This is a genomic window from Pseudomonas sp. MC6, from assembly GCF_054790575.1.
Window position 1 is genome coordinate 1,786,355 of record NZ_CP186504.1, and the last position, 25,491, is coordinate 1,811,845.

Consider the following 25,491-nt stretch of genomic DNA (forward strand, 5'->3'; position numbering starts at 1 on the left):
CCATGCACATCCTGTTTATCCTCAAGGATTTCAAGCTGGGCGGTGGCGTCGAGCGCGTTCAGCAACGGCTGTCCGAGCAGTTTCTCAAGGACGGTCGCCGGGTGAGTTTTTTCGTTATCAACGCAGACGTGCCAGATACGCCCGGTGTGCAGCGCTTCAACGGCGGCGGCAGCGGTCTTGTCGGTTTGCTCAAGTCCATCGTTTTGTTGCGCCGGCTCATACAGCGTGAAGGCGTCACACACCTGATCGCCGCCAAGGAGCAGGCCAATCTCTGCACCTGGTTCGCCACCTGGGGCCGTTTGTGCAAAGTCATCTATTGCCGCCACGCGACCCTCGATTGCAGTGAACAGAATACCGGTCCCGCCAGCCTGCGCTTGCTCTACAGCTTGTACCTGTGTGGCAGCGGCAAGGTCGTCACCGTCTCCAATGCCTTGCGCCAGACGCTTATCGAATTGCTGCCCTGGGGTCAGCAGCGCATCCGTTATTGCCCCAATGCGGTGGTCACCGAGCAACTGTTTCAAGCCTCGCAGGCGCCGCTACCCGCCGGAATGCCCGGTGCTTACTGGCTGGGCCTGGGCCGTTTGGTCGAACCGAAAGGTTTTCAGCTGTTGCTCGATGCTTATGCGCTGGCGTTGCGCAGCGCTGCGCTGCCGGATCTGCTGATCGTCGGCGATGGCCCATTGCGCGACGCACTGACGGCTCAGGCCAGTCGTCTGGGCATCGCCTCGCGGGTGCATTTCACCGGGTTCCTGAGCAACCCCTATCCGCTGCTCCGGCACGCGCAGCTGTTCATTTTGAGCTCCGTGCAAGAAGGCATGCCGACGGTGTTGATCGAGGCGCTGGCACTGGGCACGCCGGTGTTGGCCAGCGATTGTGAAACCGGCCCGAGAGAACTGCTGGACAACGGCCGACTTGGCCAACTGGTGAAGGTCAACGACGTACCGGCGCTGGCCGCCGGCATGCTGCGCAGCCTGACGCCACTCGATGACGTTGCCTTCAGCGAAACCAGACTCACTGACACCCTGCGTCAGTACACCAGCCAGTACGCGGCGCAGGCGTATTACCAGGTATGGAATCAATGAAAAAACTGCTGATCATCCTGCATGACCTCAGCGCCGGCGGGGCTGAAAAAATGATGGCGCGTCTGGCCGGAGCGCTGGTGGACGCAGGCAATGACGTGACCTTGCTGATGCTCACCGGCGGCGGCATTCACGCCGCGCACCTCGATCCGCGAGTGAAAAAGGTTGAGCTGAATAGTCCGCGCAGCGTCCGTGCAGTGCCGGCACTCACGCGTTTTCTGCGGGCAAATCGCTTTGACGCACAACTGGCAGCCCTCACCCACGTCAACGTGGTGGCGATCGCGGCGTCGATTTTGTCCGGCACGCTGGCACGCCTGCACGTCAGCGAGCGCAATGCCTTTTCCCATGACAAGCACGTCAATCCCGACTTCATGGTGCGCGTCGCGTACCTGCTGGCGCCGCTGCTGTATCGGCTGATTCCCAACCCGGTGATCTGTGTTTCGCGGGGTGTCGCCCAGGACCTGGTCGACACCACCGTCGCCCGCCGCCAGGACGTGACCATTGCCGATAACCCGGTGCTCGACAACGACTTTCGCCAGAAAGCCCCGGGGCTGCCCAGCCACCGCTGGCTGCTGGAAAAGTCCGGCCCGGTGATTGTCGCCGTGGGTCGACTGGCGCCGCAAAAAGGCTTCGACACCTTGATCAGCGCGTTCGCCGCATTAGCGGACAGCAATGCCCGCCTGATCATTTTTGGCGAGGGCGCACTCAGGCCGAATCTGCTGGAACAGGCGCGCGCACTGGGCATGGCGGACCGCTTCGATCTGCCGGGCTATGCCCATGCCCCTCTGGCGGAGGTCGCCGCCGCCGATTGCTTCGTGCTGTCGTCGCGCTTCGAGGGCAGCCCAAACGCCTTGGTAGAGGCGTTATCCACGGGCACGCCGGTGGTGGCAACCCGCTGCCCCCATGGCCCGCAAGACATCCTCATTGGTGGTGTGGTCGCGCCACTGGTAGACGTCGACGATCCGCTCGCCCTGGCTCAGGCGATTGCCCTGCAACTGGCTACACCGCGCAATCTGCAACGTGAATTGCGCCTGGAGGCCGCGGCCCGATTCATCAATGCCAGCGCGGTGCAGACCTATCTCAAAGCGTTGATCGGGAGCCCGTCATCATGAGCACATTGGCGATCAGGTATTCAACATTACGCGACGGCTTCACCTTGTTCGGCATCCTGTTCTACATCCAGGTGATTACCTTTGTCCTCGGCCTGGGCGGCGCCGCCAGCTTCGGCGATATCGATAAAGACCTCGAAGGCAACGTGGCCAATCAGATCTGCGGACTGATCACGCTGCTGGTGCCGTTATTCTTCTTCATCCGCAACAAGGTCTTCCTCAGCAAAACCTTCTATCGCAGCAACTTCTTTCTGTTGCTGTTCATGTTTTCTGTCATCGCCTCGATCGGCTGGTCCCACGACCCGATGCTGAGTTTCAAGCGCTTTATCGCGATGCTCAGCATGGTGTTTTTCGCCGGTTTCATTGCCTACAACTATTCGCTGGAAAAAATCACCTTCATGCTCGGCTGCGCCATCGGCGGGGCGGCGTTGATCGGCTTGATCCTCGCGGTTGTCATGCCTGACGTCGCGTTCCTCTCCGGTGGGATTCGCGACGGCGCCTTCAAAGGGATTTTTGCCGAAAAGAATGCCGGTGCGCGGCTCAACGCGATCGCTATTCTGTTGTTGCTACCGATGATTCGCCGACGCAATCACTGGGCGCTGTTCTGTGCATTCTTTTCGCTGGTCGCGATCCTGCTCGCGCAGTCTGCAACCGGGGTAGCGCTGATTGTTTCAGGCGCGATCAGCTACTGGTACTTCCTGACCTTGATCCGTTTGCGCGTCAACCATTCGCCGCTGATGTTCCTCGGCTGCACCCTCCTCTACCTGCTGGTGTGCCTGTTCCTCTACAGCAACTTCGCGGTGTTGCTGGAAATGGCCGGTCGTGACCCGTCACTGACCGATCGTACCTTGATCTGGGAACTGCTCGGGCCGTTTATCGACGGGCAGTTCCTCAAGGGTTACGGCTTCGGTGCCTTCTGGTCCAGCCCCGATGCCGATGGCTTCATTACCCGTTGGGGTTACATCGGTAACGCCCACAGCGGCTACGTTGAAACCCTGCTCAACGGCGGAGTCATCCAACTGACCGCTCTGGCCCTGATGTTTGGCGAAGCCCTGCTCAAGCAGTACCGCGCTGTTACCGCGAATCAAACGGCGCAGTTTCGCGCCAGTGCGCTGGTGATCATCGGTTTGTTCGCCGTCACCAATTATGTGGCGTACGTGATCCCCAACTATCGCTCCGCCGAGTTTCTGGTGTTCTGCACCCTCGCCCTGTCTTTCCGCCATCACCTCGCGACCTACCCCGCAACCTCACCGGCAACACAGCGTCAGCGTTTGTCTGGCAGAGCACTGCCGCGCGATTCAGCCAACGCGTAACCCAAGGAGAACCACCCGTGCCCAATCAAGCCCTCCCTTCCGTGGATTCAGTGTGCGTCGTCATCCCGATGTACAACGGTGCCGACAGCATCGAGCAGACATTGGCGTCGCTGGTCGGGCAAACCCGCCTGCCGGATCACGTCATCGTTATTGACGATGGCTCCACCGATGACGGACCGCAACGGGTCAGAGACTTTGTCGCGCCGTTTCGCCTGACGCTGCTGCAGCAAGCCAACGAAGGCCAGGCCAGCGCGCGTAATCACGGCATGCGGCACTCGCAAGAAACCTTTGTGGCGATGCTCGATGCCGATGACCAGTGGCACCCGCAAAAGCTTGAGCTGCAACTGGCCCTGTACGAAGAACTCAGTCGTCAGGGCCGGCCGGTGGGGTTGATCGACTGCTACGCGCAGGTCAATTACAGCGACGGCCGGCGGCAGCTGGACAACCGGCGCAAAAGCGGCAGGCACTTCTACGACTTCATTCACGCCAACGTCGTCAATGGCGTCTCCACCGCGCTGGTCAGACGCGAGGTGATCATGCAGCTCGGTGGTTTCGATGCCAGCCTGCGTTACTCCGAAGACCGCTACATGTGGACGCGGATCGCCGAACATTGGGAGGTTCACACAGTGCCGCAGGTACTGCTGGAGCGCACGGTCAACGGCGGCAACATGACCGCGCAACCGAAGAAGTACTACCAGAACAAGATCCATTTTATCGAGGTGTACCTCGCCCGCTACGGCGAGATGCTCAGCCAGCAGCAACGGATCAATTTCGTCCTGAGCAACCACACCGATTTTCTCGAAGCGTTTTCCCGACGCGGCGAGCATGACCAAGTGCTCGGCGTGTACCGGCGAATGCTCGAGTGCTCCTGGCAAGCGCTGATCTTCGCCAACGGCAAAGCGACCTTGCGCTATCTCTATGCGCGCGCCAGAACATGGCGCAAGGCAACGGCGTCAACTCCAGCTCATTGAATCGGTAACCGCCATGGCCAATCACCGTCTGGTGACATTGAGCTGGATCTTCACCGAGAAATTCGGCCTGATCCTGCTGTCGATGATCACCTTTGTCGTCTACGCGAAACTGCTCTCGCCGGCCGAGCTGGGTGTGGGCACGATCATCATTGCCATCGTCGAGCTGATTGGTCTGGTGTACTCATCGGTGCTGGAAGATCCGCTGGTACGCCTTGAACGGCTGGAAGACAAACACATCTGCACGGCTTTCTGGGCCGGGGTGCTCGTCAGTCTGGTGTCGATTGTCATCATCTCGCTCGCGGCATTCCTGTACACGCCCGACCCGCTGCTGCAATGGCTGACCGCGGTGGCCTCGGTGAAAATCCTGTTTACCATGATGGCGCGGGTCTATGTGGCGCAAATGCGCCGTAGCGGTAACTTCAAGATGCTCGCGTCGCGCACGTTACTGGGCAAAGTCGCCGGCGGTGTCGGCGGCATCGCGGTGGCGCTGTGCGGATGGGGTGCGTGGGCAGTGATTGCCCAGGCGCTGATCATGGAATGGGTGTCGATCATTGTCCTGATGCATGCAGACCGGCGACGCATCGCGTTTGCCATCGACCGGACGGTCTTGCGCGAACTGTTGAAGGCTGGTGCACCGGTTGCAATCAATTCACTCAGTTCACAAACCTTGCAGCGCGGCGTCAACGTGGTGCTGGGGATGACGGCCGGGGCGAATGCGGTCGGCATGTTCAACATGGCGATGCGCATCATCGAACTGCCGCGCACGGCGATTTATAACGGTCTGCTGAGTTATGCGCTGCCGGCGTTCGCCCGGCGCAGTGCAGAACCCAAGCGCCTGCTCGGGATCATTGGCGACTCGACCGCGGTCAGCGGCTTTGTGTTGACGCCGCTGTTCATCGGCCTCGCGCTCACCGCCAACGACCTCATCCTGTTGATCTTCGGCGCCAAGTGGGCTGACGCCATTCCATTGTTGCAAGTGCTGGCTTGCACGGCGGCCATTGGCAACACCGCCATGTACGCCACCACCGCACTGGTGGCGGTCAACCGCAGTCACCTGACGATCAAGGCAGAAGTGCTCACCACTGTTCTGGCTCTCGCGCTGGTCTACAGCCTCGGCAATGTTTATGGCGGCATGGCCGCAGCCGGCGCTCTGCTCGTGCGCATGCTGCTGATCACGCCGCTGCAGATCCGCGGCCTCAACCTGGCCATCGGTTACAGCTGGCGACGGTTTGTCGAGGCCAATTACCGCAGCGTGATTGCCTCACTGGTCATGGCCGCGACCGTGCTGCTGGTGTCACCGCAACTGGGCTTTCAAGGCTACTTGCACCTGATCGGCAACATCGCGCTGGGCGCGCTGAGCTACGCCGTGGCGTACAGCCTGATCCACCCGCACTGGCCGCAGGAATTCAAATCGGTTTTCACCGCCCGCTGATTCAGTCCCTGAGACAGGAAGACCTCACCATGCGCAAAACCACGTTGATTACTGGCGGGGCCGGTTACATCGGCTCGCACACCGCTTTGGCGCTCATCAATGCCGGGCACCGGGTGCTGGTGCTCGATAACCTGTGCAACAGCTGTCAGGAGTGCATCGCGCGCCTTGAGCAACTGACCTTGACCCGGATCGATTTCATCAAGGGCGACATCCGTGACTCCGACCTGCTGGACGACATCTTCCGGCGCTATGACATCGATGCCGTGGTGCATTTTGCCAGCCTCAAATCCGTCGCCGAAAGCGTGCGCAAGCCGCTCGACTACTACGCCAACAACGTGGCCGGTACGCTTGACCTGTGCCGGGCCATGGCGCGCAACAACGTCTTCCGTCTGGTGTTCAGCTCATCGGCCACGGTTTACGGCGAGCCGACCCGTACGCCGATTGCCGAAGACTTCGGCACCGGTAAACCGGTCAATCCCTATGGCCGCACCAAGCTAATGATCGAAGAGTTGCTGACGGATTTGTGCGAGTCCGATCCGCGCTGGAGCATTGGCCTATTGCGCTACTTCAATCCGATTGGCGCCCACGAAAGCGGGATGATCGGTGAAGACCCGCGCGGCCGACCCAACAACCTGCTGCCGTGCCTGACCCAGGTCGCCATTGGCCGGATACCGGAACTCACGGTGTACGGCAGCGACTATCCCACCGTCGACGGCACCTGCGTGCGCGACTACATCCATGTTGTCGACCTTGCCATTGGCCACCTCAAGGCACTGCTGGTGTTGCAGCAGAACCACGGCATCCGTTTCTGGAACCTCGGCACGGGGGTCGGCTACAGCGTGCTGCAGATCATCCACAGTTTCGAGGACATCACCGGCATCAGCATTCCCTACCGCTTTGCACCGCGCCGCGAAGGTGATATCGCCAAGTGCTGGGCTGACCCCGCCAAGGCCGGACGCGAGCTGGGCTGGACCGCGCAACGCGACCTGCACCAGATGATTGTCGATGCCTGGCGCTGGCAGTCGTGTAATCCGCAGGGGTATCAGTCTTCCTTCGAAATCCCCGCGCTGCTTGCCTTCAAATGATGTGCGTACGATCGCTGCCGGCGCTGCTGCTGTGGGTTGCGCTGACTGGCAACGCCGCACAAGCGCCGCCCAATGCCGGGCTGGTGCTGTGGCTGGACGCCGCCGATGCATCCAGCCTGAGCGTGAATGCGCAGAACCGTGTGCAGCGCTGGAGCGATAAATCCGGCCAGTCCCATGACGCCAGGGTCGACGAAGGTGCCGAGCAGCCGCAACGTCTGGAAAATGCCGTGAATGGCCATGCGGTCGTGCGTTTCAGTGGAGGGTCGGCGTTTCTGGGCAAGAGCATTCGTAGCGCAAAAGGACCTGTCACGGTGTTGATCGTGTCCCGCCGATTGCCCGAACAGGCCGGCGTCGATCCGTGGCAGCGGTTGTTCAGTTCACGTGCGCAAATCGCTGACAACGATAACGTGTTGCCGAACTTCGCCATCAGCCTGGCGCAAACCACCGCGTATGAACCGACGGTTTCCGTCCTGGAACTACAGGGTGTGCCGATCGGCCCGTATGCGGTCGGGCGCAATGCCGTCGGTACTTCAGAAAATTTTCGCGGCGATATCGCCGAGGTGCTGGTTTACGACCGCCCGTTTGCGTCCCTCGCCGAGCGTCAGCAGGCTTTCCAGTACCTTGCGCACAAGTGGTCAGTGGCCGTTCCCAGCCATGCCGATACGTGGACCCGTGTCGGTCCGCTGGGCACGGTGCCGACCCGCACTCACGTTTATCTGCCACTGTCCGATCAAAACAATACCGGACGCTGGGAACTCGACACGAACCTGTCCGATGACTTCAACGGCAACACCGTCGACCCTGCGCGCTGGCACGTCAACAATGCCATCGGCAATGAATCGCTCGGGCGCAAACCGGCGCTGTTCACTCCACGCAATGCCAGCGTCAGCAACGGCAACCTGAACATTGTCTTTCGCAAGGAAACCTTGCCGCAGAAGTACGTCGAGCTTGGCTTCAAGGATTACACCTCAGCGATGGTTCGTACCCGTGAACGCGGTTTCTACGGTTATTACGAAGCACGCGCCAAACCGATGAACTCCGCAGCGTCGAGCGCATTCTGGCTGGCCTGGACGGGCTTCACGGACAACGCCACCGAAATCGATATCTTTGAAATTGGCGGTAAAACCAAAGGCGCAGCCTTGGACCGTTCTTACAACATGAACGCGCATTTATGGGCGACGCCGCACAGTAAAGAACATATCGCCAGCGGCAGCACCTGGATCAGCCCTTGGCGCCTGGCCAGTGACTTTCATGTCTACGGCTTCGACTGGCAGCCCGACACCCTGCGCTGGTACGTCGATGGCGTGCTGGTCAGGGAATCGAAGAACCGCCACTTCTTCTTTCCGATGCAAATCGTCTTTGACAGTGAGGCCATGTGGAAATGGTTCGGCGTGGTCGACGACGCTGACCTGCCGTCCACCTTCGAGGTCGACTACATCCGCATGTGGCAACGCGGTCCATAACCGTCACACCCAGCCTGGGACAGTCGACGCCCTCCTGCTGCCATAGCTTGCGCCTTGGGTCGAAATTCACTCGGCAAAGTCGTCAGTTCTCGATCAGCGCTAACACCTCCGGAGCGCCCAAACATGAACAACCGACGACTGAAGGAGCTGGATTTGCTGCGTTTCCTGGCAGCGCTCGCCGTGGTGATTTTTCACTACGCCTTTCGCGGTTATGCGCGGGGCGACATGTCGGTCATGCCCTATCCGATGTTGGCCGAGGTGGCCAAATACGGTTACCTGGGCGTCGAACTGTTTTTCATGATCAGCGGATTTGTCATCCTGATGACGGCTTCCAGCAACAACCTGCAAGTGTTTTTCATCTCCCGCGTGGTGCGCCTGTGCCCGGCGTTCTGGGTCTGCTGCACGCTCACCTTTCTGATCACACTGGCCTTCGGTCAGCCGAGGTTCAGCGCGGATCTTTATCAATATCTGATCAATATGACCTTCCTTGGCGACCTGCTCGGCGTCCCGCCCATCGACGGCGTGTACTGGTCGCTGTTTGTAGAAATCAAGTTCTACCTGATGATCTCGATTCTCCTGGCCTTGAAGAAAATAGACAAAATCGAACCCTGCCTCGTGCTCTGGCTACTGGTCTCGGCCACCGCGGAAGTCCTCGCTTTTGAAAAGCTGCGCTCGATATTGATCACCGATTACGCGGCCTATTTCATCGCCGGTGCCACGTTCTACCTGATCTGGGCGAAGGGTATGACAAAACTGCGCATTGCCCTGGTGGCGGGAGCATTGGCCTTGGCCACCTTCACCGCCATTACCTGGGCCGAGTCGATCGAAAGCAAATATGCGACGGAGTACGATCCGTCGATCATCGCCAGCTTCATTATCGTGTTCTTCATGACCTTCCTGTTGATCGCAACCAACAAAACAGCCGCCATCGGGCAATTGAACTGGACGACCCTGGGAGCGCTCACATACCCGCTGTACCTGCTCCATCAAATGATCGGTTTCATCATCTTCAACATGGCCTATCCGGCGGTGAATGCTCACCTTCTGCTGTGGGGCACCGTGGCTTTGATGATCGCTGCGTCCTATGTCATTCACGAAAAGATCGAAACGCCGATGGCCAGACTGATGAAAAGGTCCCTGTCATTTTCCTTCAATCGTCTCCGGGCCGATTAGCCCGAGCCGACGAAAGCTGAAGCGATTTAGCGAACCTTTCCCGCGAAAACAGCGTCCGAGCTAAGGCGTTAACGCTTACCGCTCACCACGAGGTTTCCGTTTGAAAGCAGCCATCGTCAGAAAATACCGTTTGATCATCAAGACTCTGGGCTATGTCGGCTGGGCGTTGTTCTGGCTGCTGCTCTGGGACATCGCCGTCACCGTCGATTTCATGCTGTTCCTCAACGCCAAGCTGAATCTGCCATTGATGCCCCTGACGTTATTGGGTTCGGCATTGATCGTGCTGATCAGTTTCCGCAACAGCAGCGCTTACAACCGCTGGTGGGAAGCACGCACGTTGTGGGGTTCGATGATCAACAATTCGCGCAGCTTCGCCCGCCAGGTGCTGACGCTGCTGGATGATCCCGATGGCGAGGTCAATCCGGTCAAGTCGACCCTGTTGCGCCGCCACGTCGCCTATGTGAACTGCCTCGCGGCGCATCTGCAAGGTCAGCCTTGCCCTGAGGAAGTTCGGGCGTTTATTCCCGCCGAAGAATTCGCGCGCAGTGGCACGACCAATAACTTTGCCAACGATATCCTCACCGGATCAGCGACTTTGCTTGCGCGCGAATACAAGGCCGGGCGCCTGGACAGCATTCGTCTGGCGCGGCTGGAGTCGACGCTGGTGGATTTGTCCAACAGTCAGGGCGGCATGGAACGGATCGCGAATACGCCGCTGCCCTACCCTTATGTGTATTTTCCGCGACTGTTTATTTCGCTGTTCTGCCTGATCGTCCCGGTCGGTCTGGTGGAATCGCTGGGCTGGTTCACACCGCTGGCCTCGACCGTGGTGGGCTTTATGCTGCTGGCCATCGAACGTATCGGCACCGATCTGCAAAGCCCGTTTCGCCACAGCGAACACCAGATTCAGATGGAGGCGCTGTGCGAAACCATCGAGAAAAACCTGCAATCGATGCAGCGTGATTCCTTGGGCGATGTGCGCCGGCTTGAAGAGAACGCTTGAAGATGTCGGGAGCCGTCAGCATTTCTGGCGGCTCCCGACTGAGTCAGAACGCCGGCACCACATCGCCGTGATAACGCTCAAGAATGAACTGCTTCACTTGCGGTGAGTTAAGCAGCGCGCCGAGCTTCTGCACGGCCGGGGCGTTGGCCTTGTCGCGACGCACGTACAGGTAATTGGCGTACGGCGACTCCGAGCTTTCGATAAACAGCGCGTCTTTGTGCGGCACCAGTTTGGCTTCCAGTGCGTAGTTGGCGTTGATCAACGCCATGTCGACCTGATTCAACACCCGCGGCAACATCGCCGCTTCCAGTTCCTGGAACTTCAGATGCTTGGGATTGCTGACGATGTCCAGGCGCGTCGCCATGATGTTGTCGGGATCCTTCAGGGTGATCAGGCCTTGCTTGGCGATCAGCAGCAGCGCCCGACCGGAGTTGGTCGGGTCGTTGGGAATGGCGATCGTCGCGCCATCCTTGAGTTCGCTGATGTTGTTGATCTTCTTCGAATAGGCGCCAAACGGTTCGATGTGCACGGCCACAATCGGCACTTGATCGCTGCTCGGCCGGTCTTTTTTGTAGGCCTCGTAATACGGTTTGCTCTGGAAGTAATTGGCGTCGAGCAAGCCTTCATCCGTCTGCCGGTCGGGCTGGATGTAGTCAGAGAAGACTTTGACATCCAGCGTCACCCCTTCCTTGGCCAGCTCCGGTTTCAAGAACTCGAGGATTTCGGCGTGGGGCACAGGCACCACGGCGATTTTCAGGGTTTCGGCATAGGCATTGCCCAGGGCGGCGACCAGCAGTGCTACGGAGAGCGCGACGCGTTTCACGATAGTTTTCCTTCGAAGCGTTTCAGGGAGAAAGAGGACAGATCCAGGTCGCTCGAGCCGCGCATGCACCACTGCGCAAATGCTTCGCCGAGCGCGGCGGAATGCTTGAAACCGTGCCCGGAACAGGCCGAGACGAACAGGGTGTGTTGCAGCGACGGATGCTCATCGATGATGAAATGGCGATCCGGGGTCACGGTGTAGGCGCAAACCGCCGACTTGAGCACTTTCGAGGTCACGCCGGCGATGCGCTCGTGCACCTGGCGCTCGTACATGTCCTGCGCTTCGGCCGCTGAAACCGTGCGGTCGATGGCCTGAGGTGACGTTGCGGTGTGGTACTGCGCGGTGGCGATTTTCATGCTGCTTTCGCCGGGTAGCGCGGGAAAGCCGTAGTTGATTTTGTCGTCGCCGCGGCCGTGGGTGAAGATGAACGTCGGTGAGTGGCCGACCAGTCCGGCGTTCTCTTCCAGTTCGAACCAGAACAGCTTTTGCCGGTAAACACTCAGCAGATTCTCATACGGCTCACCGAGCAACTCGCCGTTCCAGTTGCCCGCGCTGATCACCAGTTTGTCGGCGCGTAGCGTGCGCTGGTTGGTCGTGACCGTAACCCCCTCTTCGTTCGAGCTGATAGCGGTGACGGTCTCGCCTTTATAAAGCATCGTCCCGTGTTGCTCGGCCAGTTTGAGCTGCACATCGATGCAGCGTTCCGGGCGCACGAAGCCGCCGCCCGGTTCAAAATAGCCGATGGCTGAGTCGTGCACGTTGGCGAATTGCGGGAAGCGCTGGCGAATCTGTCCGGCGGACAGGACTTCGTGCTCGATGCCGTAAGTCTGCGCGAGGCCGATGGTGCGCAGGGTGAAGTCGGTCCCATCTTGAGGATCGAACTCGGCGCTCGACGTCAAAACCAACAGACCCGATTGCTCGAACAAAGACTCTCCCGTCAGAGCCTCAAGCTCACGCCAGATACGATGTGAATTGCGCACGATCGGCACGTATTGCGCGCCTTCTCCGACCGAAAGCCGGGTAATGCGCGTATCGCCGTGGCTGGAACCGAGGTTGTGCGGTGGATGATGACGATCAATACCGACAACGTTCACTCCCGCTTTCGCCAACTGATAAACCGTCGCCGCGCCCATCGCGCCCAAGCCCAGAACCACTACCTCACATCGCTCGGACATAAATAGCCACCTATCAAAAAGGCGCCAGTTGAGCGGTAAACCGTGGCGAATTCCAAGATTAAAAAAGCATATCCATATAGCTCGATGCGTCCGTCGACCGCTCTGGAACGGGCTGACTGGCGGTTATTCGTCGCATTTACAACCCTGTGAAAATGGATTACGCCTGAGGTCGCGGCATCCGATATCTGTCACAACTCACAATCAATCTGACAGAACAGCGATTTTTGTGCGCATTTCGACAGACATTTCCACATCTCAGTCCTCTGCAGGCGCGAGCCGAAACCTCGAACTACGCTTCACGTTGAAATTTGTGATTTAACTAGGTAGTTACCTAACTATATAATGCGCGCCTCATTTCAACGGGACACTCAACGTGAAGCAGAGTCAACGCCTCTCGGGCATATCGAAATTCATTCTGATCGGGCTGGGCGTCGTCATCGCCCTGCTCGGCTTGGCGCTGGCTGCGGGCGGCGTGAAGTTGGTCAGCCTGGGAGGCTCGTGGTACTTCCTGGTGGGTGGCTTGGTCATGGCCGTTTCCGGTCTGCTGATCGCGCGCTTCAAGCTGGCCGGTGCGTGGTTGTTCGCCGCGTTCCTGGTGGGCACCGCGATCTGGGCGGTGAGTGATGCCGGCCTGGTGTTCTGGCCGGTGTTCTCGCGCCTGTTCATGTTCAGTGTGATCGGCCTGGTCGTTGCACTGGTCTATCCGCTGCTCAAGCGTGCCAACGGCGGTGTTGCCGGTCGCGGCGCTTACGCCGTGGCTGCGGTGCTGGCGGTCGGCGTGGTTGTAGCGGCCGGCAATATGTTTGTCGCCCACCCGACCGTTGCCGCCACCGGCACCGGCCCGGGCCTGACCCCGGTCGAGCCGGACAAGGCGCAAAAGGACTGGGCGCACTACGGGAATACCGAAGGTGGCAGCCGCTTCGCTGCGCTGGACCAGATCAACCGCACCAACGTCGACAAGCTGAAAGTGGCGTGGACCTACCACACCGGTGACGTCGCCGAGAGCGATGGCAACGGCGCTGAAGATCAGCTCACCCCGCTGCAGGTTGGCAACAAGGTGTTCATCTGCACCCCGCACAACAACCTGATCGCCCTCGATGCCGACACCGGTAAAGAGCTGTGGAAGAACGCAATCAACGCTCAGTCGAAAGTCTGGCAGCGCTGCCGTGGCATGGCCTATTTCGACGCCACCAAAGCGATTGCTCAGCCGAGCAACTCGTCGATCATCGAAGCCAAACCGGCGCCGGCCGCCAATTGCCAGCGTCGCCTGCTGACCAACACCATTGATGCGCGCATGATCGCGGTCGATGCTGACACCGGCGAGTTCTGCCAGGGTTTCGGCAACAACGGCCAGGTTGATCTGAAGGCCGGTCTGGGTAACGTGCCGGACAGCTACTATCAGTTGTCTTCCGCGCCGTTGATGGCCGGCACCACCGTGGTGGTTGGCGGTCGCGTAGCTGACAACGTGCAGACCGACATGCCAGGCGGGGTGATTCGTGGTTTCGACGTGATGACCGGCGCCATGCGCTGGGCGTTCGACCCGGGCAATCCGCAGGATAAAAACGCACCAGCCGACGGCAGCACTTATGTGCGCAGCACGCCGAACAGCTGGGCGCCGATGTCCTATGACCCGGCGACCAACACCGTGTTCCTGCCGATGGGCAGTTCGTCGACCGACATCTATGGTGTCGAGCGCAGCAAACTCGATCACACCTACGGTGCTTCGATCCTCGCGCTGGACGCCACCAGCGGTGACGAGCGCTGGGTATTCCAGACCGTGCACAACGATCTCTGGGACTTCGACCTGCCGATGCAGCCGAGCCTGATCGACTTCACCAAAGACGGCAAAAGCATTCCGGCGCTGGTCATCGGCACCAAGGCCGGGCAGATCTACGTGCTCGACCGCGCCACCGGCAAACCGCTGACCGACGTGAAAGAAGTGCCGGTGAAAGCGGCGAACATTCCGAACGAACCGTACTCCCCTACCCAGCCGAAATCGGTGGGCATGCCAGAAATCGGTGCTCAGCACCTGACTGAATCGGACATGTGGGGCGCCACTCCGTACGATCAGTTGCTCTGCCGCATCGACTTCAAAGGCATGCGCTACGACGGCCTGTACACCGCGCCGGGCATGGATAAATCGCTGAGCTTCCCGGGTTCGCTGGGCGGCATGAACTGGGGCAGCATTTCCACTGACCCGGTGCACGGTTTCATCTTCGTCAACGACATGCGTCTGGGTCTGTGGATTCAGATGATTCCGTCGCAGAACAATGGCCAGGCCGCTGGCGGTGGCGAAGCGCTCAACACCGGCATGGGCGCCGTGCCGCTGAAAGGCACGCCTTACGCGGTGAACAAAAACCGCTTCCTGTCGGTAGCCGGCATTCCTTGCCAGGCACCACCGTTCGGCACGCTGACCGCGATCGACATGAAGACCCAGAAAATCGCCTGGCAGGTTCCGGTCGGTACCGTTGAAGACACCGGTCCACTGGGCATCCGCATGCACCTGCCGATCAAGATCGGTCTACCAACCCTCGGCGGCACCCTGTCGACCCAAGGTGGTTTGATCTTCATCGCCGGCACCCAGGACTTCTACTTGCGCGCGTTCAACAGCGGCAACGGTGAAGAAGTCTGGAAAGCACGTCTGCCAGTCGGCAGCCAGGGCGGCCCGATGACCTATGTGTCGCCTAAGACCGGCAAGCAGTACATCGTCATCACCGCTGGCGGCGCGCGTCAGTCGACCGATCGTGGCGACTACGTGATGGCTTACGCCCTGCCATAAATCACGGTGTCCACGTAAAGCGCGGCACCTTCGGGTGCCGCGCTGCTTTCCCCCCTATTGCTCATGTTTTCTGCAGGAAGATTTACATGCTATCGGCTGTTGGTTTTTCCCGTTCCGACCTGTTCAAAGGCCTGTTGCTGGGCGTCGCGTGCACCACCACCCTCCCCGCGTTGGCCGACAACGATTCCGATCTGTTGACCCGCAGCACCCTCACCGGTGACTGGGGTGGCTTGCGTCACCAGATGGATAAACAAGGCATCAAGTTCACCGGCGATTACAGCGGTGAAATGGCATACAACGCCGACGGCGGCCTGCATCGCTCGGCGCGCTACTCGCAAAACATCAAACTCGGCGTGCAGTTCGACCTGAGCAAACTGTACGGCGTCGACAATGCCGGCAAAGTCCAGTTGACCATCAACGACCGTCGCGGCAACAGCGCCTCGGAAGACCTTGTCGGCAACCGCTTGCCGATCCAGGAAAACTACGGTGGCCTGTACACGCGCCTGACCGAGTTGAGCTACGAGCGCAGCCTGTTTACCCCGGCGCTCAATGTGAAACTCGGTTACATGGCCATGGGCAACGACCTCGGCGGCCTCGACAGCGGCATTCTGTGCAACTTCATGAACGCCGGTTTCTGCGGCCATCCGCTGAACATGTCCGGCGGCAGCGGCTGGACCAACTACCCCAATGCCCATTTGGGCGTGCGGGTGAAATACGATCTGTCGTCCTCGTGGCAACTGCGCGTGGCCGCATTCAACGTCGATCCGCAAAGCAACGGCAACTCCAGCCGCGCCTGGCACCTTGGCCCGAAACACACCACTGGCACCGTGTTGCCGATCGAGCTGGTGTACAAACATGCGGGTGAATTGCCCGGCGAATACAAGCTCGGTTACTACTACGACAGCTCTGATGTAAAACGCATCGGCAGCGATAAAGAAGTGTCCGGTCGCGGCGGTCATTACCTGCTGATCGATCAGGCCGTCTGGAACTCGCCAACGTCCGAAGGCCGCAGCCTGCATGCCTTCGGTCAGTACTCGGCGGCCAGCGAAGCGGCTTCGCCGTTCAGCAAGTGGTACGGCACCGGCGTGGTTCTGTACAAACCGTTCGAAGGTCGTCCGCGTGACACCGTAGCGCTGGGTTATGGTCGCGCCGTACCGAACCCGCGCAGCCGCGACGTGCTGCAGGACGCCGCATTGAACAATGGCACGGCATTCCCGAACCTGGACAGCGCCGAGCAATTGATCGAACTCGGCTACGGTTATCAGGCCACGCCTTGGCTGACCCTGCGGCCGAATCTGCAGTACATCATCGAGCCGGGCGCGTTCTCCGGGCAGGACATCGACAATGCGCTGGTGTTTGGTTTGCAGGTCAAAGCGGCGCTCTGATCTGCAAATAGCAGGCAATAAAAAACCCGGTTTGAATGCCGGGTTTTTTATTGCCTTCAAGATCACTTTTTCTTTTTAGCCGGCTTGTCAGCCTTCTTTGAATCCTTGGCCTTCTCAGGCTTGCTATCGGCTTTCTTGGCAGACTTCTTCGGCTCGGCATCTTTCTTCTTGTCTTTCTTGTCCTTGTCGGAGGACTTTGAAAGCGCCGAAGCCGCTGCTGATTTCTTCTCAGGCGATGACTTTTTGTCCTTCAAATCCTTGCTGGCTTTCGAAGCGTCACCTTTGTCTTTGCTTTTCTTTTTGTCTTTAGCCACGTTGACCACCTCTCGGAGTGTGCCGTGATTGACACAGGGCCTGTGCGATTGACCACAAGCTAATCATTAGGCGAGCAGGCCTCGGAGCGGTTCAGATTATTTTGCGGCATTAGAAACAAGCTAAATGAAGGCCGCGCCAGCTGTCGCCAGCGCCACCTTCAACAACAGCCCGTTAATCAGGCCTTGTTGCCCGCCGCCTCCAGCGCCTTTTCAGCGTTGAAGCCGTCGAAGTTTTCGAACACGCCCATGAAACCTGGCACGGTTACCTCTCGCGCCCAGTCGCGTTGCAGTTCGCAGTACATTTGCACGCGGCTGATGAGCTTCGCACCCGCCTGCTCCATTCGGCGCAACGCCGCGTCGTGCGCAGCGAGCGACGTGCCTCCCACCGCATCGACCGGCACGTAAACCTCATAGCCTTCCTGGATCGCATCGAGCACCGGGAAGGTCAGGCACGCTTCGGTCCACAGCGCGGTCATAATCAGTTTCTTGCGCCCGAGCGCCTTGACCGCTTGCTTGAACTCGGTGTCCTCCCAACTGTTGATCGATGTGCGGTCATAGGTCGGCAGATGACCGAGCACCGCTTGCAACTCTTGAATCGGTGGTTTGTTGCGGCCGGTCGCGACATTGACGGTCGAGTGGATGATCGGCAGGTTGTAGTTGAGCGCCGCCTTCGCAACACTGGTGATATTGAAGACCAGTTCATCCCGTGGCATCGAGCGGATCGAGGACACCTGAACCGGTTGATAGTCGATGATGATCAACGCTGAATTGTCGGGCGTCAGCAGTTGATCGGTGTGGGGGTTGCGGATTGTTTCGCTTGCCATTTGCAGGTCCTTTTGTATGGGTAACGCACGTCGGTGCAGCGGCCGTGGCCCGTGCGGCTGATGGGTTCCAGAACACTGGCGTGTGACGCCGCGGCTGGAAAAGCCATTGTGCTGTTCCCCTATTCGCTGCAGTAGTAGCATCCCGAGGCGAACTGTGTCGCGCCAAGGGGAACGCGAAAATGGATATCGAAGAACTGCAAACCTTTGTCGAAGTGGCGGATGCCGGGGGTATTTCACAGGCTGCGCTGCGGCTCGGGGTTTCGAAATCAATCGTCAGCCGCCGGCTGGCCCGGCTTGAAGCAGAACTGGGCGTGCAACTGCTGGCACGCTCGACGCGCGGGGCATCACTCACCGAGGCCGGCGCGACGTTCCGCGATTACGCCGCCCGAGTCTGCAGCGAAATCGACATCGCCAAGGAAACCATCTTGCCCGCCGGCGCCCTTCGCGGTCGCTTGCGCGTAGCAGTGCCGTTGTCGTTCGGGCCGACACACTTCGCCCCGGTGCTGGCGGAAATGGCGCGCCGTCACCCTCAATTGCACATGCAGACCTGCTACAGCGATCGCTTCGTTGACCTGATTACCGAGGGCTACGATTGCGCCATTCGCGTGGGTTATCTGCAGGACTCCAACTTGATCGCAAGACGTATCGGCCCGGTCTTCACCAAGCTCGTCGCAAGCCCCGACTACATCAAAGCGCACGGCGCCCCCGAAACCCCGGACGAACTGCACGCCCATCAGGCACTCATGCAAGGCACCGAAGCCTGGCAATTCATGGAGGCTGACAAGATCATCACGGTTCGCCCGCAAGGACGCTTCAAGGCTGACAACGGCACTGCCCTCGCCGCAGCCGCGACTGCCGGCCTCGGCGTCGCCTACTTGCCCGATTGCCTCACCCACGAACACATCGCCTCGGGTGCACTCGTACCGATCATGACCAACCATCCACCACCCCCGGCCGGTGCCTACCTCCTCCGCGCGCCAGGCCCGCATCCCGCGCGCAAGATCCGCGTGCTCACGGATCTGCTGATCGAGTACTTCGGCGAATCCCCGCACCTCGCGGTGCAGCCGCTGTCACAGCACGATGAAGCGCAAGCGTTTAGCTGAGGAAGAATCAATGCTGAAGCCAAGAAAGGAGAATTGAGGTGCCGCAATGGCCACTTTCAGCGGATCAAACTCTTGTTCCAGTTTGATAAAAGTGGTCAACGCAATAGGCTCTTCCTTTGAGTGCATGTTGTTTGCAGTCCTTCGCCAGGCAAGAAGACGTATCCAGACCGCCATGATTCTCGACGATGCGTAGCTTTATCAAGGATTCCATATCAACTGATTCCCAGCCTTCGGGCGAGTCCAACTTGCGGGCGTACAGGGTTTGATACTTATCCCACTCATCGGTGCGCCAAAGCTGCCCACACTCGGGGCATTGCAATAGTTTGACCCAGTCCGCCGTTGCACGGCAGCGCATTCCTGCGACAAACGCCGTGTAATGCTGACCAATCTCTACCAGATCGCTTCTGCCACTGCAGGTACAATGCACTGTTTAACTCCTGATCTTCTTGCTTCTACTCGCTGTAGGGCAAACCTCGGCTTCTGCCCGAACCCCTTGCTTAAGGCGTTCTCTGCGCATTATCGAAGCGGCGATCGAAAGCGTTATTCCTATAGTGGCTTTACTTATGGAAAAATGTATAGCCGACGATGTAGCTACCTATTTTGCTTGCTCGGGCCCTCACCCACACAGCATTCGTGCCTTGTTTTATTTTTTCATTCAAGTCCGCTTTATTCGTACAAAGCTTAATTTTTTGGTGCGTGCGTGAATCTACGATCCATAATCCTGCCTCGCAATGACCGAACCTTGAAGAGGAAGGGCCAGGATAGGTTATTTCATAGGCGGATTCATATTCAATGATCTCGCCAGGCATAAGGTAGGCGGCGGCTTCATAACTATTTACAGATAAAATCAAACCTAAGCAAAACCAACCAATAAAAGAATCGAAAACTTTTCTTGCGGTGTTACCGTCAGGGCGCCTGTGCATTGTTCGACCCGCCGCAACAAGTCCAGCAATAGCGCTTATCAGCAAATACGTCTGCCACTCGGGGACTTCAGGCATTAAAACTGTTCGCGCTGAAATGCCGACAGACCAAAACGCATAACTAAGCCATGCACCAAAAAGCAAAGTCACTATAATTTTAACGACTATTCTTTTCGATTTTTTCTCAGGCGAGCTTAGTTTCATCTATGTCTGCTCTGCCATGTAAATAGCTTGAATATTTTTTCAAAACTTTATTTGAGTTAAAGAAGAATTTCAGGGGCTGACAGCCTCTGCCCTAGTGCTTATTCTTTCTGCGCAGGACTGGCCCACTGCCCGATAAAGTCGCCAACTTTGCGCTCAATGTCACTCTCAACTGTGCGCAGCCGCAGAATGGGAATGCCACTTCTAGCCAGAATCTCATTTTTCATGGCGTCCCGAGCAGCCTGCACAGGTTGGTCGTGGTACCCGCCATCGACCTCGATCACACCTATCGGTTGCTTGCCCACTTTGAAATAGATCACGAAATCGCAACTGGCGCGCCGCATGAACGCCCGCTGCGGCTCCGTCCAGTCGAGGCCAGCCGGCGATGCAAGCTTATCCAGCTGGATCTGTGTGTGGTACTTCAATGCCTGGCACGCCGGGGCGGACAGCGCTTCGCGCAGCAACTGTGCCACGATCTGCTCGGACTTGTAGCGTGAATCCTCGGGCCGCAAGCGGGCATCCAGTCGTGCCAGAGACTGGTCGTACTCGCGGTACAGCAAGTCGAATGCCGACACCACCGGCGCGCGTACGATCTGCTCATCCTGCGCGTAATAGCTGATGTAGCGGATCAGCGCGGCGATGTGGCCATTGTTGTCCGTGAACACCTCGTCCCCGGTCACCAGAGTGAAGCGATGTTTGGCCCGCGAAACGGCCACGTTGATCATGCGGGGGTCGTCGACAAAATCCAGGCGTGTTCGCGCCTGGTTGTAGCGTTTCTTGTCGAGCACGCTGGAGAACACGATTTCATCACACTCGCGCCCCTGAAACTTGTGCACGGTGTCCTTGACGAAATCCGCCGGCAAGTGCGTGCCGGACAAATTGACTTGTGCCCTGAACGGGGCAATGTAACCTCGGCCCTCGCCGTCTATTCCGATGGGCTGCCCCTCCTCCTCAAGCACCTTCAGCAGGGAGTCCAGTTCCCGAAGGTTGGTGTTCTGCCTGGCGTGGTTGCCCTTGGCGGTCACCACCAGTCGCAGGGGCTCTTCGCCGTTGTCCTCGGTCATCGGCACCAGTGCATTGTCGTAAAACTGCTGGTTGCAGAACTGAATGATCCGGGGGTGGCAGCGGTAATGTTCTTTCAGCAGGGTTCTGGGCAGCGCGTCCTGGAACACGGCAATGCACGAATCCAGCAAGCTGTAGCGCTCGCAATCGTAGGCCTCGGCGGGCGCTTGAAGCCCCAGTGCCACGGGGATATGCGGCAACTGGCGGTTGTCACCCACGACGATCAGGTTCTTGGCGCAACCCAGTGGCAGGATGCCCGGCACGATGTCCTGCAAAGAGGCTTCATCGATGATCACGTAGTCGAGGACTGCTCCCGGCGCGATCGAATTGACGATCGAGTGCGTGCCGCTGCCAAGGATAGGGAAGCGCTGCAGGAAGGCATCGAAATGCCTGCGGTAAGTTTTGACATCGAAGCTGTCCGACGGCGGTACCTGAAGTTGCAGGTGGTGCTTGAGATGCTGCATCGATGCGGTTGTCAGTTCTTTCAGCAGCGCCGTGAAATTCGCGCGTGCCAACGTTTCACGGCACGCCCGCAACTGCGCTTCCTTGTCCCGCAGCGACTTGTCGTAATAATGCATTTGCAGTGCATGGAAAACGGCCATCCGCGCCTCGGCGTCGGCGAATGGCCTGGTGCGAAAGATCCTGAATTTGAACAGTAGCTCGATACGGTCTTTGAGATGAATGCGCTGCTCGCCGAGGTAAGCCAGGTAGGCCATGAGGTCCGCCGTCTTGCGCGGTGTCAGGCCGTACTTGTCGAGCGAACCGTTGGCCTGCACCTCGCTTTCTGCCTGCCACTGCTGCAGGTAGCGCCGCTCGATGACCAGCTCGTCCAGCTCGATTTGCAGTTGCGCCGCCCTGTTGTGGTCTTGCAGGTGCTGCTTCAAGCGGGCCAGCAAGGCCTGGATCTCATCCAGGGACAGTGCTGGCTCGGGCAGACTTGATGGCCACGCAGGCAAGTCGGCGAAGAAGGCCTGGCGTTTGTCTTGGTTGCCAAGCTTGGCGACCAAGTGGCCCAGGCCGTATTTCTCCAGCTTTTCGTAGACGTTTTCCACGGCAGCATTGTTGTTGGACAACACCGCTACCGTCTGCCCACGTAACAGAATATTGGCGAGGATGTTGAGGATCGTCTGGGTCTTGCCGGTTCCTGGCGGACCCTCGATCACGCTGACTTGCGCGCTGAACGCCCGCTCGACTGCCTGAAGCTGACTCTCATTGAGCCCGAACGGATAGATGAGCCCCTGCCCCGGAGCCAGCGTGCCGTTGCGCCCCGTACAGTAGGCTTGCAAAGCAGTGCCAGCGATGGCGGGCAGAGCTTCGAGTTGGCGCAGCACATTGTCGGCAATCTCACGATCAGTCTGCGACGCAGCGTGATCCTTTCGGGCGTTCGCCACTGTATTGAAATAGCGGAAGACCGGCGTGTCCTTCATCGGTGTCGGAACGGAAAAGCCAATGCCGTCCATCTTGTAGACATAGGGCTTTTTGCTGCCCGGGTAGTGCACAACGGCATAGCGTTCGCCGTAAATCGTAGCGCTGGCAATGGGCTTGACGATCATACTGCCGCGCTTGTGCAGCAAGACATTGGTCAGCTCGCGGGTGGGCGAAACCAGGCAATCACTGAGCGGACGGGTGTCTTTTTTTCTGGAGGGATAATGACAGGTCAGCTGCAGAAATGCGTCCCTGTCGCTCCAGCGAATCGCCCAGTCGCTGATCTTTGCGGTCTTGTCCTCACCATCCATTTGAATCGAAGCCATATTCCTCGTCCCTATACGCATGACATCCGGCTTCGCTTCGCGCCGAATGCTACCTCTCCAGTAGCTGCCATATTGCCATCATTGCATGCAAGGTCGATAGCCCGGCCTTTAACGCCTGCGCAGCGCCGGACGCATTGAAGAATCGCCGAGCAGATGCAGGGTTTCGTCAAGGACGTCGACATCGGCAATGACGCTGGCAAAATCCCAGTAGCGGTTGAACCTATCGGATGTGTGGTGGTAGGTATTCGAGTCATAGAAATCATGCCGCTTCATGCCTTCCTCAACGCCTCCTTTGAGCAAGTCGCTGCCGGTGCTCACCTGCACCGTGGGGATATCAATCCTGGCAAAACTCGCCTGATCGGAGCGGAAAAAATATCCCGCCGAAGGCTCTTCATCGAGACTGATTGTGCGCCCCAGGGTGTGGGCGGCACTGACAAAGGCATTGGGCAAATCGGACTGATCGCCGTCCACCAGAAACAGATCACGGGTTCTGCCAATCGGTACGAAACCATCGACGTTAAGCGCCGCCACCACCTCCAGCCCCGTCTCGCGGATCAACTGTGCGACCCGTGCGGAACCGTGCATGCCGACCTCTTCAGCAGACGTCCAGGCAAAGAGTACCGTGCGCCGCAGCGGCGTGGAGTCGGCCAGACGTCTGGCCAGCTCAAGCAAGACCGCCACACCGATCGCGTTATCGACAGCGCCCGGGTAATAACCGCTGCCGTCGGCGGTTTTGCCTAGGTGATCCAGGTGCGCGCAGAACAGGACACATTGGCGGGGAAACAGTCGGCCCTTTTGCATCGCCAGCACATTCCGGCAATGCCGGATGCCAATGTCGCAATCGAGCCGCAGTTGCAGGTGTGCATCGAGACGGCACAGGCGCCCCGCCATTGGCCTGGGTGCGGCGATGAATGCATCAAGGTCAACACCGCCGTCAGCTAGCAATCGCCGTGCGAACCTTTCGCTGCAGAACCCTTCGAAATCCAGCCGACTGCGCACCGCGTGCGGAAGAAAGCGAAACGGCCGGCGCATTTCGTCCTGCACCAGATGAAACGCGCTGCCGAACAGTTCATCGGTGTGGACGATGATTACGCCCGCCGCACCTTGGCGGGCCGCTTCCTCGTATTTGTACTCCCAGCGCCCGTAGTAACTCATGCGTTGGCCGAGGAACAGTTCGCCTTCCGGGCTGTTGCGTCCGGGATCGTTGGGCAACACCACGACCACTTTGCCAACGACATCCAGTCCGGCGTAATCGTCCCAGTCAAACTGCGCTGCGACAATGCCATAGCCGACAAACACCAAAGGCGCGTGGTCGAGCGAAACCCTGGTTTGCTGTGAGCGGATCAGCAGTTCATCGTCCTGTTCGAGGTTGTAGCGGGTATCACCCTGAATGATCGTCCGGCAGCTTTCTGCATCGGATCGCACCGTGGCGCAACCGAGGGGGACTGACTGGAACAGGCCCCGGCGGCCCTGCCAGGGCGTCAACCCTAGCGCTCGGACTTTTCGCGCAATCCACAGTGATGCTCGCCACGCACCGGGTTCCCCTGCCCCGCGCCCGGCAAAACGGGCGCTGGACAAGGTCCGACAAACTTCGGCGAGTGCTGCCGCATGGAGCTTGTTTTTCAGGTAACCGCGAAAGACCGGAGCGCGAGCGTTTTTTTGCCTGGCTTTTTTCAGGAGCGCGCGTCGCATGTCGGCTCCCCTTCGCCCGGCCACTTGAACAGCCGTGCGGCGTTGTCAAAGAACACCTGCCGGTGGTGCTGCTCGTCGATGGCACTGGCGCACGCGGCAACGTACCCAGGGTAATCGACGCTGGGCCAGCCCGAACCGAAGAGGAACCGCTCCGGTTTGCCGGTGTAATCGAGCATCCAGCGGATCGGTTCGACCATCAACCGACCAAGCGTGGCTTGCGAAACGTCGCTTAGCGAACCTTCGATGATCGAACTGAGTTCGAGCCAGACGTTGTGGTTTTTCGCCGCCAGCACAGCGGCATCGGTAAACCACGGGTTAGCGCTGTGAACCAGAACGAAATTCACGTCCGGATGGTCGACGATGACCTCGTCCAGACTGAGCGGGTGGGCGTACTTGAGCTTGGAGCGATGCCAGCCTGTGTCGCCACTGTGGAACAGCACCGGGACATCAAACTGGCGCGCCAGGGTGTACAGCGGCATGAGCCTGTGATCGTCAGCATGCACATGCATGAATCCCAGATTGATTTTGATGGCCCCATAGACACCGCACGCCAGGTCCTGCGCCAGCGACTCTGGCGACCACTCAGGCTGAGCGATGACCGCGCACCTGGTCACGCCCAGCGCCTGCAACTGCCCGGCATCGCAACCGGGGTTATGCGAATCCGTTACGGATGCGCGGATGTCGAAGCGCGCTTGCAGCGCCTTGAAAGCTTGCAGACTGTCCGCCCGCGCAAATTCGGTATGCACGTGCGCATCGAAAACAGGCCCGGAATAACGACTCATCGAGAACTTCCCTGTGTGGACGATCGCAATTGCCGCGCATTCAGTTGCGCGG

21 protein-coding genes are annotated in these 25,491 nt (G+C 59.0%); 12 read left to right on the top strand and 9 right to left on the bottom strand.

Annotated elements, in window-relative coordinates; translation table 11 throughout:
* Positions 1 to 2: 2 nt before the first annotated feature.
* From ACOYXE_RS08050 to ACOYXE_RS08090, 9 genes are all read left to right on the top strand, one after another.
* Positions 3 to 1,082, top strand: a complete 1,080-nt coding sequence (locus ACOYXE_RS08050) for a glycosyltransferase (protein WP_405123811.1) — start codon at positions 3 to 5, stop codon at positions 1,080 to 1,082.
* A complete protein-coding gene (locus ACOYXE_RS08055; protein WP_460928592.1) occupies positions 1,079 to 2,191 on the top strand; it encodes a glycosyltransferase in 1,113 nt (370 codons plus the stop codon). Before ACOYXE_RS08050 ends, ACOYXE_RS08055 begins: the two co-directional genes overlap by 4 nt.
* The gene (locus tag ACOYXE_RS08060) at positions 2,188 to 3,501 is read left to right on the top strand and encodes an O-antigen ligase family protein (RefSeq protein WP_460928594.1); all 1,314 of its coding nucleotides are present in this window, start codon (positions 2,188 to 2,190) and stop codon (positions 3,499 to 3,501) included. Before ACOYXE_RS08055 ends, ACOYXE_RS08060 begins: the two co-directional genes overlap by 4 nt.
* 17 nt (positions 3,502 to 3,518) lie before the next feature.
* Positions 3,519 to 4,472: a glycosyltransferase family 2 protein gene (locus ACOYXE_RS08065; RefSeq protein ID WP_160057790.1), complete on the top strand. Its 954-nt coding sequence runs from the start codon at positions 3,519 to 3,521 to the stop codon at positions 4,470 to 4,472.
* A 13-nt stretch (positions 4,473 to 4,485) separates the two neighbouring features.
* The gene (locus ACOYXE_RS08070) at positions 4,486 to 5,904 is read left to right on the top strand and encodes an oligosaccharide flippase family protein (protein WP_460928596.1); all 1,419 of its coding nucleotides are present in this window, start codon (positions 4,486 to 4,488) and stop codon (positions 5,902 to 5,904) included.
* A 29-nt stretch (positions 5,905 to 5,933) separates the two neighbouring features.
* Positions 5,934 to 6,989, top strand: a complete 1,056-nt coding sequence (galE, locus tag ACOYXE_RS08075) for a UDP-glucose 4-epimerase GalE (protein WP_460928598.1) — start codon at positions 5,934 to 5,936, stop codon at positions 6,987 to 6,989.
* Complete coding sequence (locus ACOYXE_RS08080) at positions 6,986 to 8,452, top strand: family 16 glycosylhydrolase (RefSeq protein WP_460928599.1); 1,467 nt, start codon at positions 6,986 to 6,988, stop codon at positions 8,450 to 8,452. The genes galE and ACOYXE_RS08080 overlap by 4 nt, the downstream gene beginning before the upstream one ends.
* Positions 8,453 to 8,605: 153 nt before the next feature.
* Complete coding sequence (locus ACOYXE_RS08085; protein ID WP_460928601.1) at positions 8,606 to 9,625, top strand: acyltransferase family protein; 1,020 nt, start codon at positions 8,606 to 8,608, stop codon at positions 9,623 to 9,625.
* A gap of 100 nt (positions 9,626 to 9,725) precedes the next feature.
* Positions 9,726 to 10,628: a bestrophin family protein gene (locus tag ACOYXE_RS08090; RefSeq protein WP_160057785.1), complete on the top strand. Its 903-nt coding sequence runs from the start codon at positions 9,726 to 9,728 to the stop codon at positions 10,626 to 10,628.
* Between the two features lie 43 nt (positions 10,629 to 10,671).
* Here ACOYXE_RS08090 and ACOYXE_RS08095 read toward each other — a convergent pair whose 3' ends face one another.
* Both ACOYXE_RS08095 and solA read right to left on the bottom strand, forming a co-directional pair.
* Positions 10,672 to 11,451, bottom strand: a complete 780-nt coding sequence (locus tag ACOYXE_RS08095; protein ID WP_160057784.1) for a MetQ/NlpA family ABC transporter substrate-binding protein — start codon at positions 11,449 to 11,451, stop codon at positions 10,672 to 10,674.
* Positions 11,448 to 12,626 (bottom strand): N-methyl-L-tryptophan oxidase, encoded by a 1,179-nt coding sequence (gene solA / locus ACOYXE_RS08100; protein WP_460928603.1) that lies wholly within the window; start codon positions 12,624 to 12,626, stop codon positions 11,448 to 11,450. The genes ACOYXE_RS08095 and solA overlap by 4 nt, the downstream gene beginning before the upstream one ends.
* A 373-nt stretch (positions 12,627 to 12,999) precedes the next feature.
* Here solA and ACOYXE_RS08105 point away from each other — a divergent pair, with 373 nt between their 5' ends.
* Entirely contained in the window at positions 13,000 to 15,405 is a 2,406-nt protein-coding gene (locus ACOYXE_RS08105) for a glucose/quinate/shikimate family membrane-bound PQQ-dependent dehydrogenase (RefSeq protein ID WP_460928605.1), read from the top strand.
* A gap of 86 nt (positions 15,406 to 15,491) precedes the next feature.
* On the top strand, positions 15,492 to 16,790 hold the full coding sequence (locus tag ACOYXE_RS08110) for a carbohydrate porin (protein WP_460928607.1): 1,299 nt from the start codon (positions 15,492 to 15,494) through the stop codon (positions 16,788 to 16,790).
* A 62-nt stretch (positions 16,791 to 16,852) separates the two neighbouring features.
* On the opposite strand, the gene ACOYXE_RS08115 is transcribed toward ACOYXE_RS08110, so the two are convergent.
* Positions 16,853 to 17,113, bottom strand: coding sequence for a hypothetical protein (locus tag ACOYXE_RS08115; RefSeq protein WP_174244450.1), 261 nt, complete (start codon positions 17,111 to 17,113; stop codon positions 16,853 to 16,855).
* A 167-nt stretch (positions 17,114 to 17,280) separates the two neighbouring features.
* Complete coding sequence (locus ACOYXE_RS08120; RefSeq protein WP_160057779.1) at positions 17,281 to 17,928, bottom strand: hydrolase; 648 nt, start codon at positions 17,926 to 17,928, stop codon at positions 17,281 to 17,283.
* A 179-nt stretch (positions 17,929 to 18,107) separates the two neighbouring features.
* Between ACOYXE_RS08120 and ACOYXE_RS08125 the strand changes: the two genes are divergently transcribed.
* Complete coding sequence (locus ACOYXE_RS08125; RefSeq protein ID WP_405123820.1) at positions 18,108 to 19,031, top strand: LysR family transcriptional regulator; 924 nt, start codon at positions 18,108 to 18,110, stop codon at positions 19,029 to 19,031.
* Here ACOYXE_RS08125 and ACOYXE_RS08130 read toward each other — a convergent pair.
* The 5 genes from ACOYXE_RS08130 to ACOYXE_RS08150 all read right to left on the bottom strand — a co-directional run bounded on the left by ACOYXE_RS08130 (position 18,999) and on the right by ACOYXE_RS08150 (position 25,439).
* On the bottom strand, positions 18,999 to 19,157 hold the full coding sequence (locus ACOYXE_RS08130; protein ID WP_405123821.1) for a hypothetical protein: 159 nt from the start codon (positions 19,155 to 19,157) through the stop codon (positions 18,999 to 19,001). The two genes, ACOYXE_RS08125 and ACOYXE_RS08130, sit on opposite strands and share 33 nt — an antisense overlap.
* A 431-nt stretch (positions 19,158 to 19,588) precedes the next feature.
* The gene (locus tag ACOYXE_RS08135; RefSeq protein WP_460928610.1) at positions 19,589 to 20,155 is read right to left on the bottom strand and encodes a hypothetical protein; all 567 of its coding nucleotides are present in this window, start codon (positions 20,153 to 20,155) and stop codon (positions 19,589 to 19,591) included.
* A gap of 98 nt (positions 20,156 to 20,253) precedes the next feature.
* Positions 20,254 to 22,965, bottom strand: a complete 2,712-nt coding sequence (locus ACOYXE_RS08140; RefSeq protein ID WP_460928612.1) for an AAA domain-containing protein — start codon at positions 22,963 to 22,965, stop codon at positions 20,254 to 20,256.
* 108 nt (positions 22,966 to 23,073) lie between these two features.
* Positions 23,074 to 24,390 carry a M20/M25/M40 family metallo-hydrolase gene (locus ACOYXE_RS08145; protein WP_460928614.1) on the bottom strand — a complete coding sequence of 439 codons (1,317 nt, stop codon included), beginning with the start codon at positions 24,388 to 24,390 and terminating at the stop codon, positions 23,074 to 23,076.
* A 248-nt stretch (positions 24,391 to 24,638) separates the two neighbouring features.
* The gene (locus tag ACOYXE_RS08150) at positions 24,639 to 25,439 is read right to left on the bottom strand and encodes an amidohydrolase family protein (protein WP_160057773.1); all 801 of its coding nucleotides are present in this window, start codon (positions 25,437 to 25,439) and stop codon (positions 24,639 to 24,641) included.
* Between the last annotated feature and the right edge of the window lie 52 nt (positions 25,440 to 25,491).

Coding starts and splice junctions, on each gene's coding strand:
- ACOYXE_RS08110 (WP_460928607.1), top strand. CDS start 15,492: ATGCTATCGGCTGTTGGTTTTTCCCGTTCCGACCTGTTCAAAGGCCTG.
- ACOYXE_RS08140 (WP_460928612.1), bottom strand. CDS start 22,965: ATGGCTTCGATTCAAATGGATGGTGAGGACAAGACCGCAAAGATCAGC.
- ACOYXE_RS08125 (WP_405123820.1), top strand. CDS start 18,108: ATGGATATCGAAGAACTGCAAACCTTTGTCGAAGTGGCGGATGCCGGG.
- ACOYXE_RS08055 (WP_460928592.1), top strand. CDS start 1,079: ATGAAAAAACTGCTGATCATCCTGCATGACCTCAGCGCCGGCGGGGCT.
- ACOYXE_RS08135 (WP_460928610.1), bottom strand. CDS start 20,155: ATGAAACTAAGCTCGCCTGAGAAAAAATCGAAAAGAATAGTCGTTAAA.
- ACOYXE_RS08060 (WP_460928594.1), top strand. CDS start 2,188: ATGAGCACATTGGCGATCAGGTATTCAACATTACGCGACGGCTTCACC.
- galE (WP_460928598.1), top strand. CDS start 5,934: ATGCGCAAAACCACGTTGATTACTGGCGGGGCCGGTTACATCGGCTCG.
- ACOYXE_RS08070 (WP_460928596.1), top strand. CDS start 4,486: ATGGCCAATCACCGTCTGGTGACATTGAGCTGGATCTTCACCGAGAAA.
- ACOYXE_RS08130 (WP_405123821.1), bottom strand. CDS start 19,157: ATGCACTCAAAGGAAGAGCCTATTGCGTTGACCACTTTTATCAAACTG.
- ACOYXE_RS08050 (WP_405123811.1), top strand. CDS start 3: ATGCACATCCTGTTTATCCTCAAGGATTTCAAGCTGGGCGGTGGCGTC.
- ACOYXE_RS08120 (WP_160057779.1), bottom strand. CDS start 17,928: ATGGCAAGCGAAACAATCCGCAACCCCCACACCGATCAACTGCTGACG.
- ACOYXE_RS08080 (WP_460928599.1), top strand. CDS start 6,986: ATGATGTGCGTACGATCGCTGCCGGCGCTGCTGCTGTGGGTTGCGCTG.
- ACOYXE_RS08150 (WP_160057773.1), bottom strand. CDS start 25,439: ATGAGTCGTTATTCCGGGCCTGTTTTCGATGCGCACGTGCATACCGAA.
- solA (WP_460928603.1), bottom strand. CDS start 12,626: ATGTCCGAGCGATGTGAGGTAGTGGTTCTGGGCTTGGGCGCGATGGGC.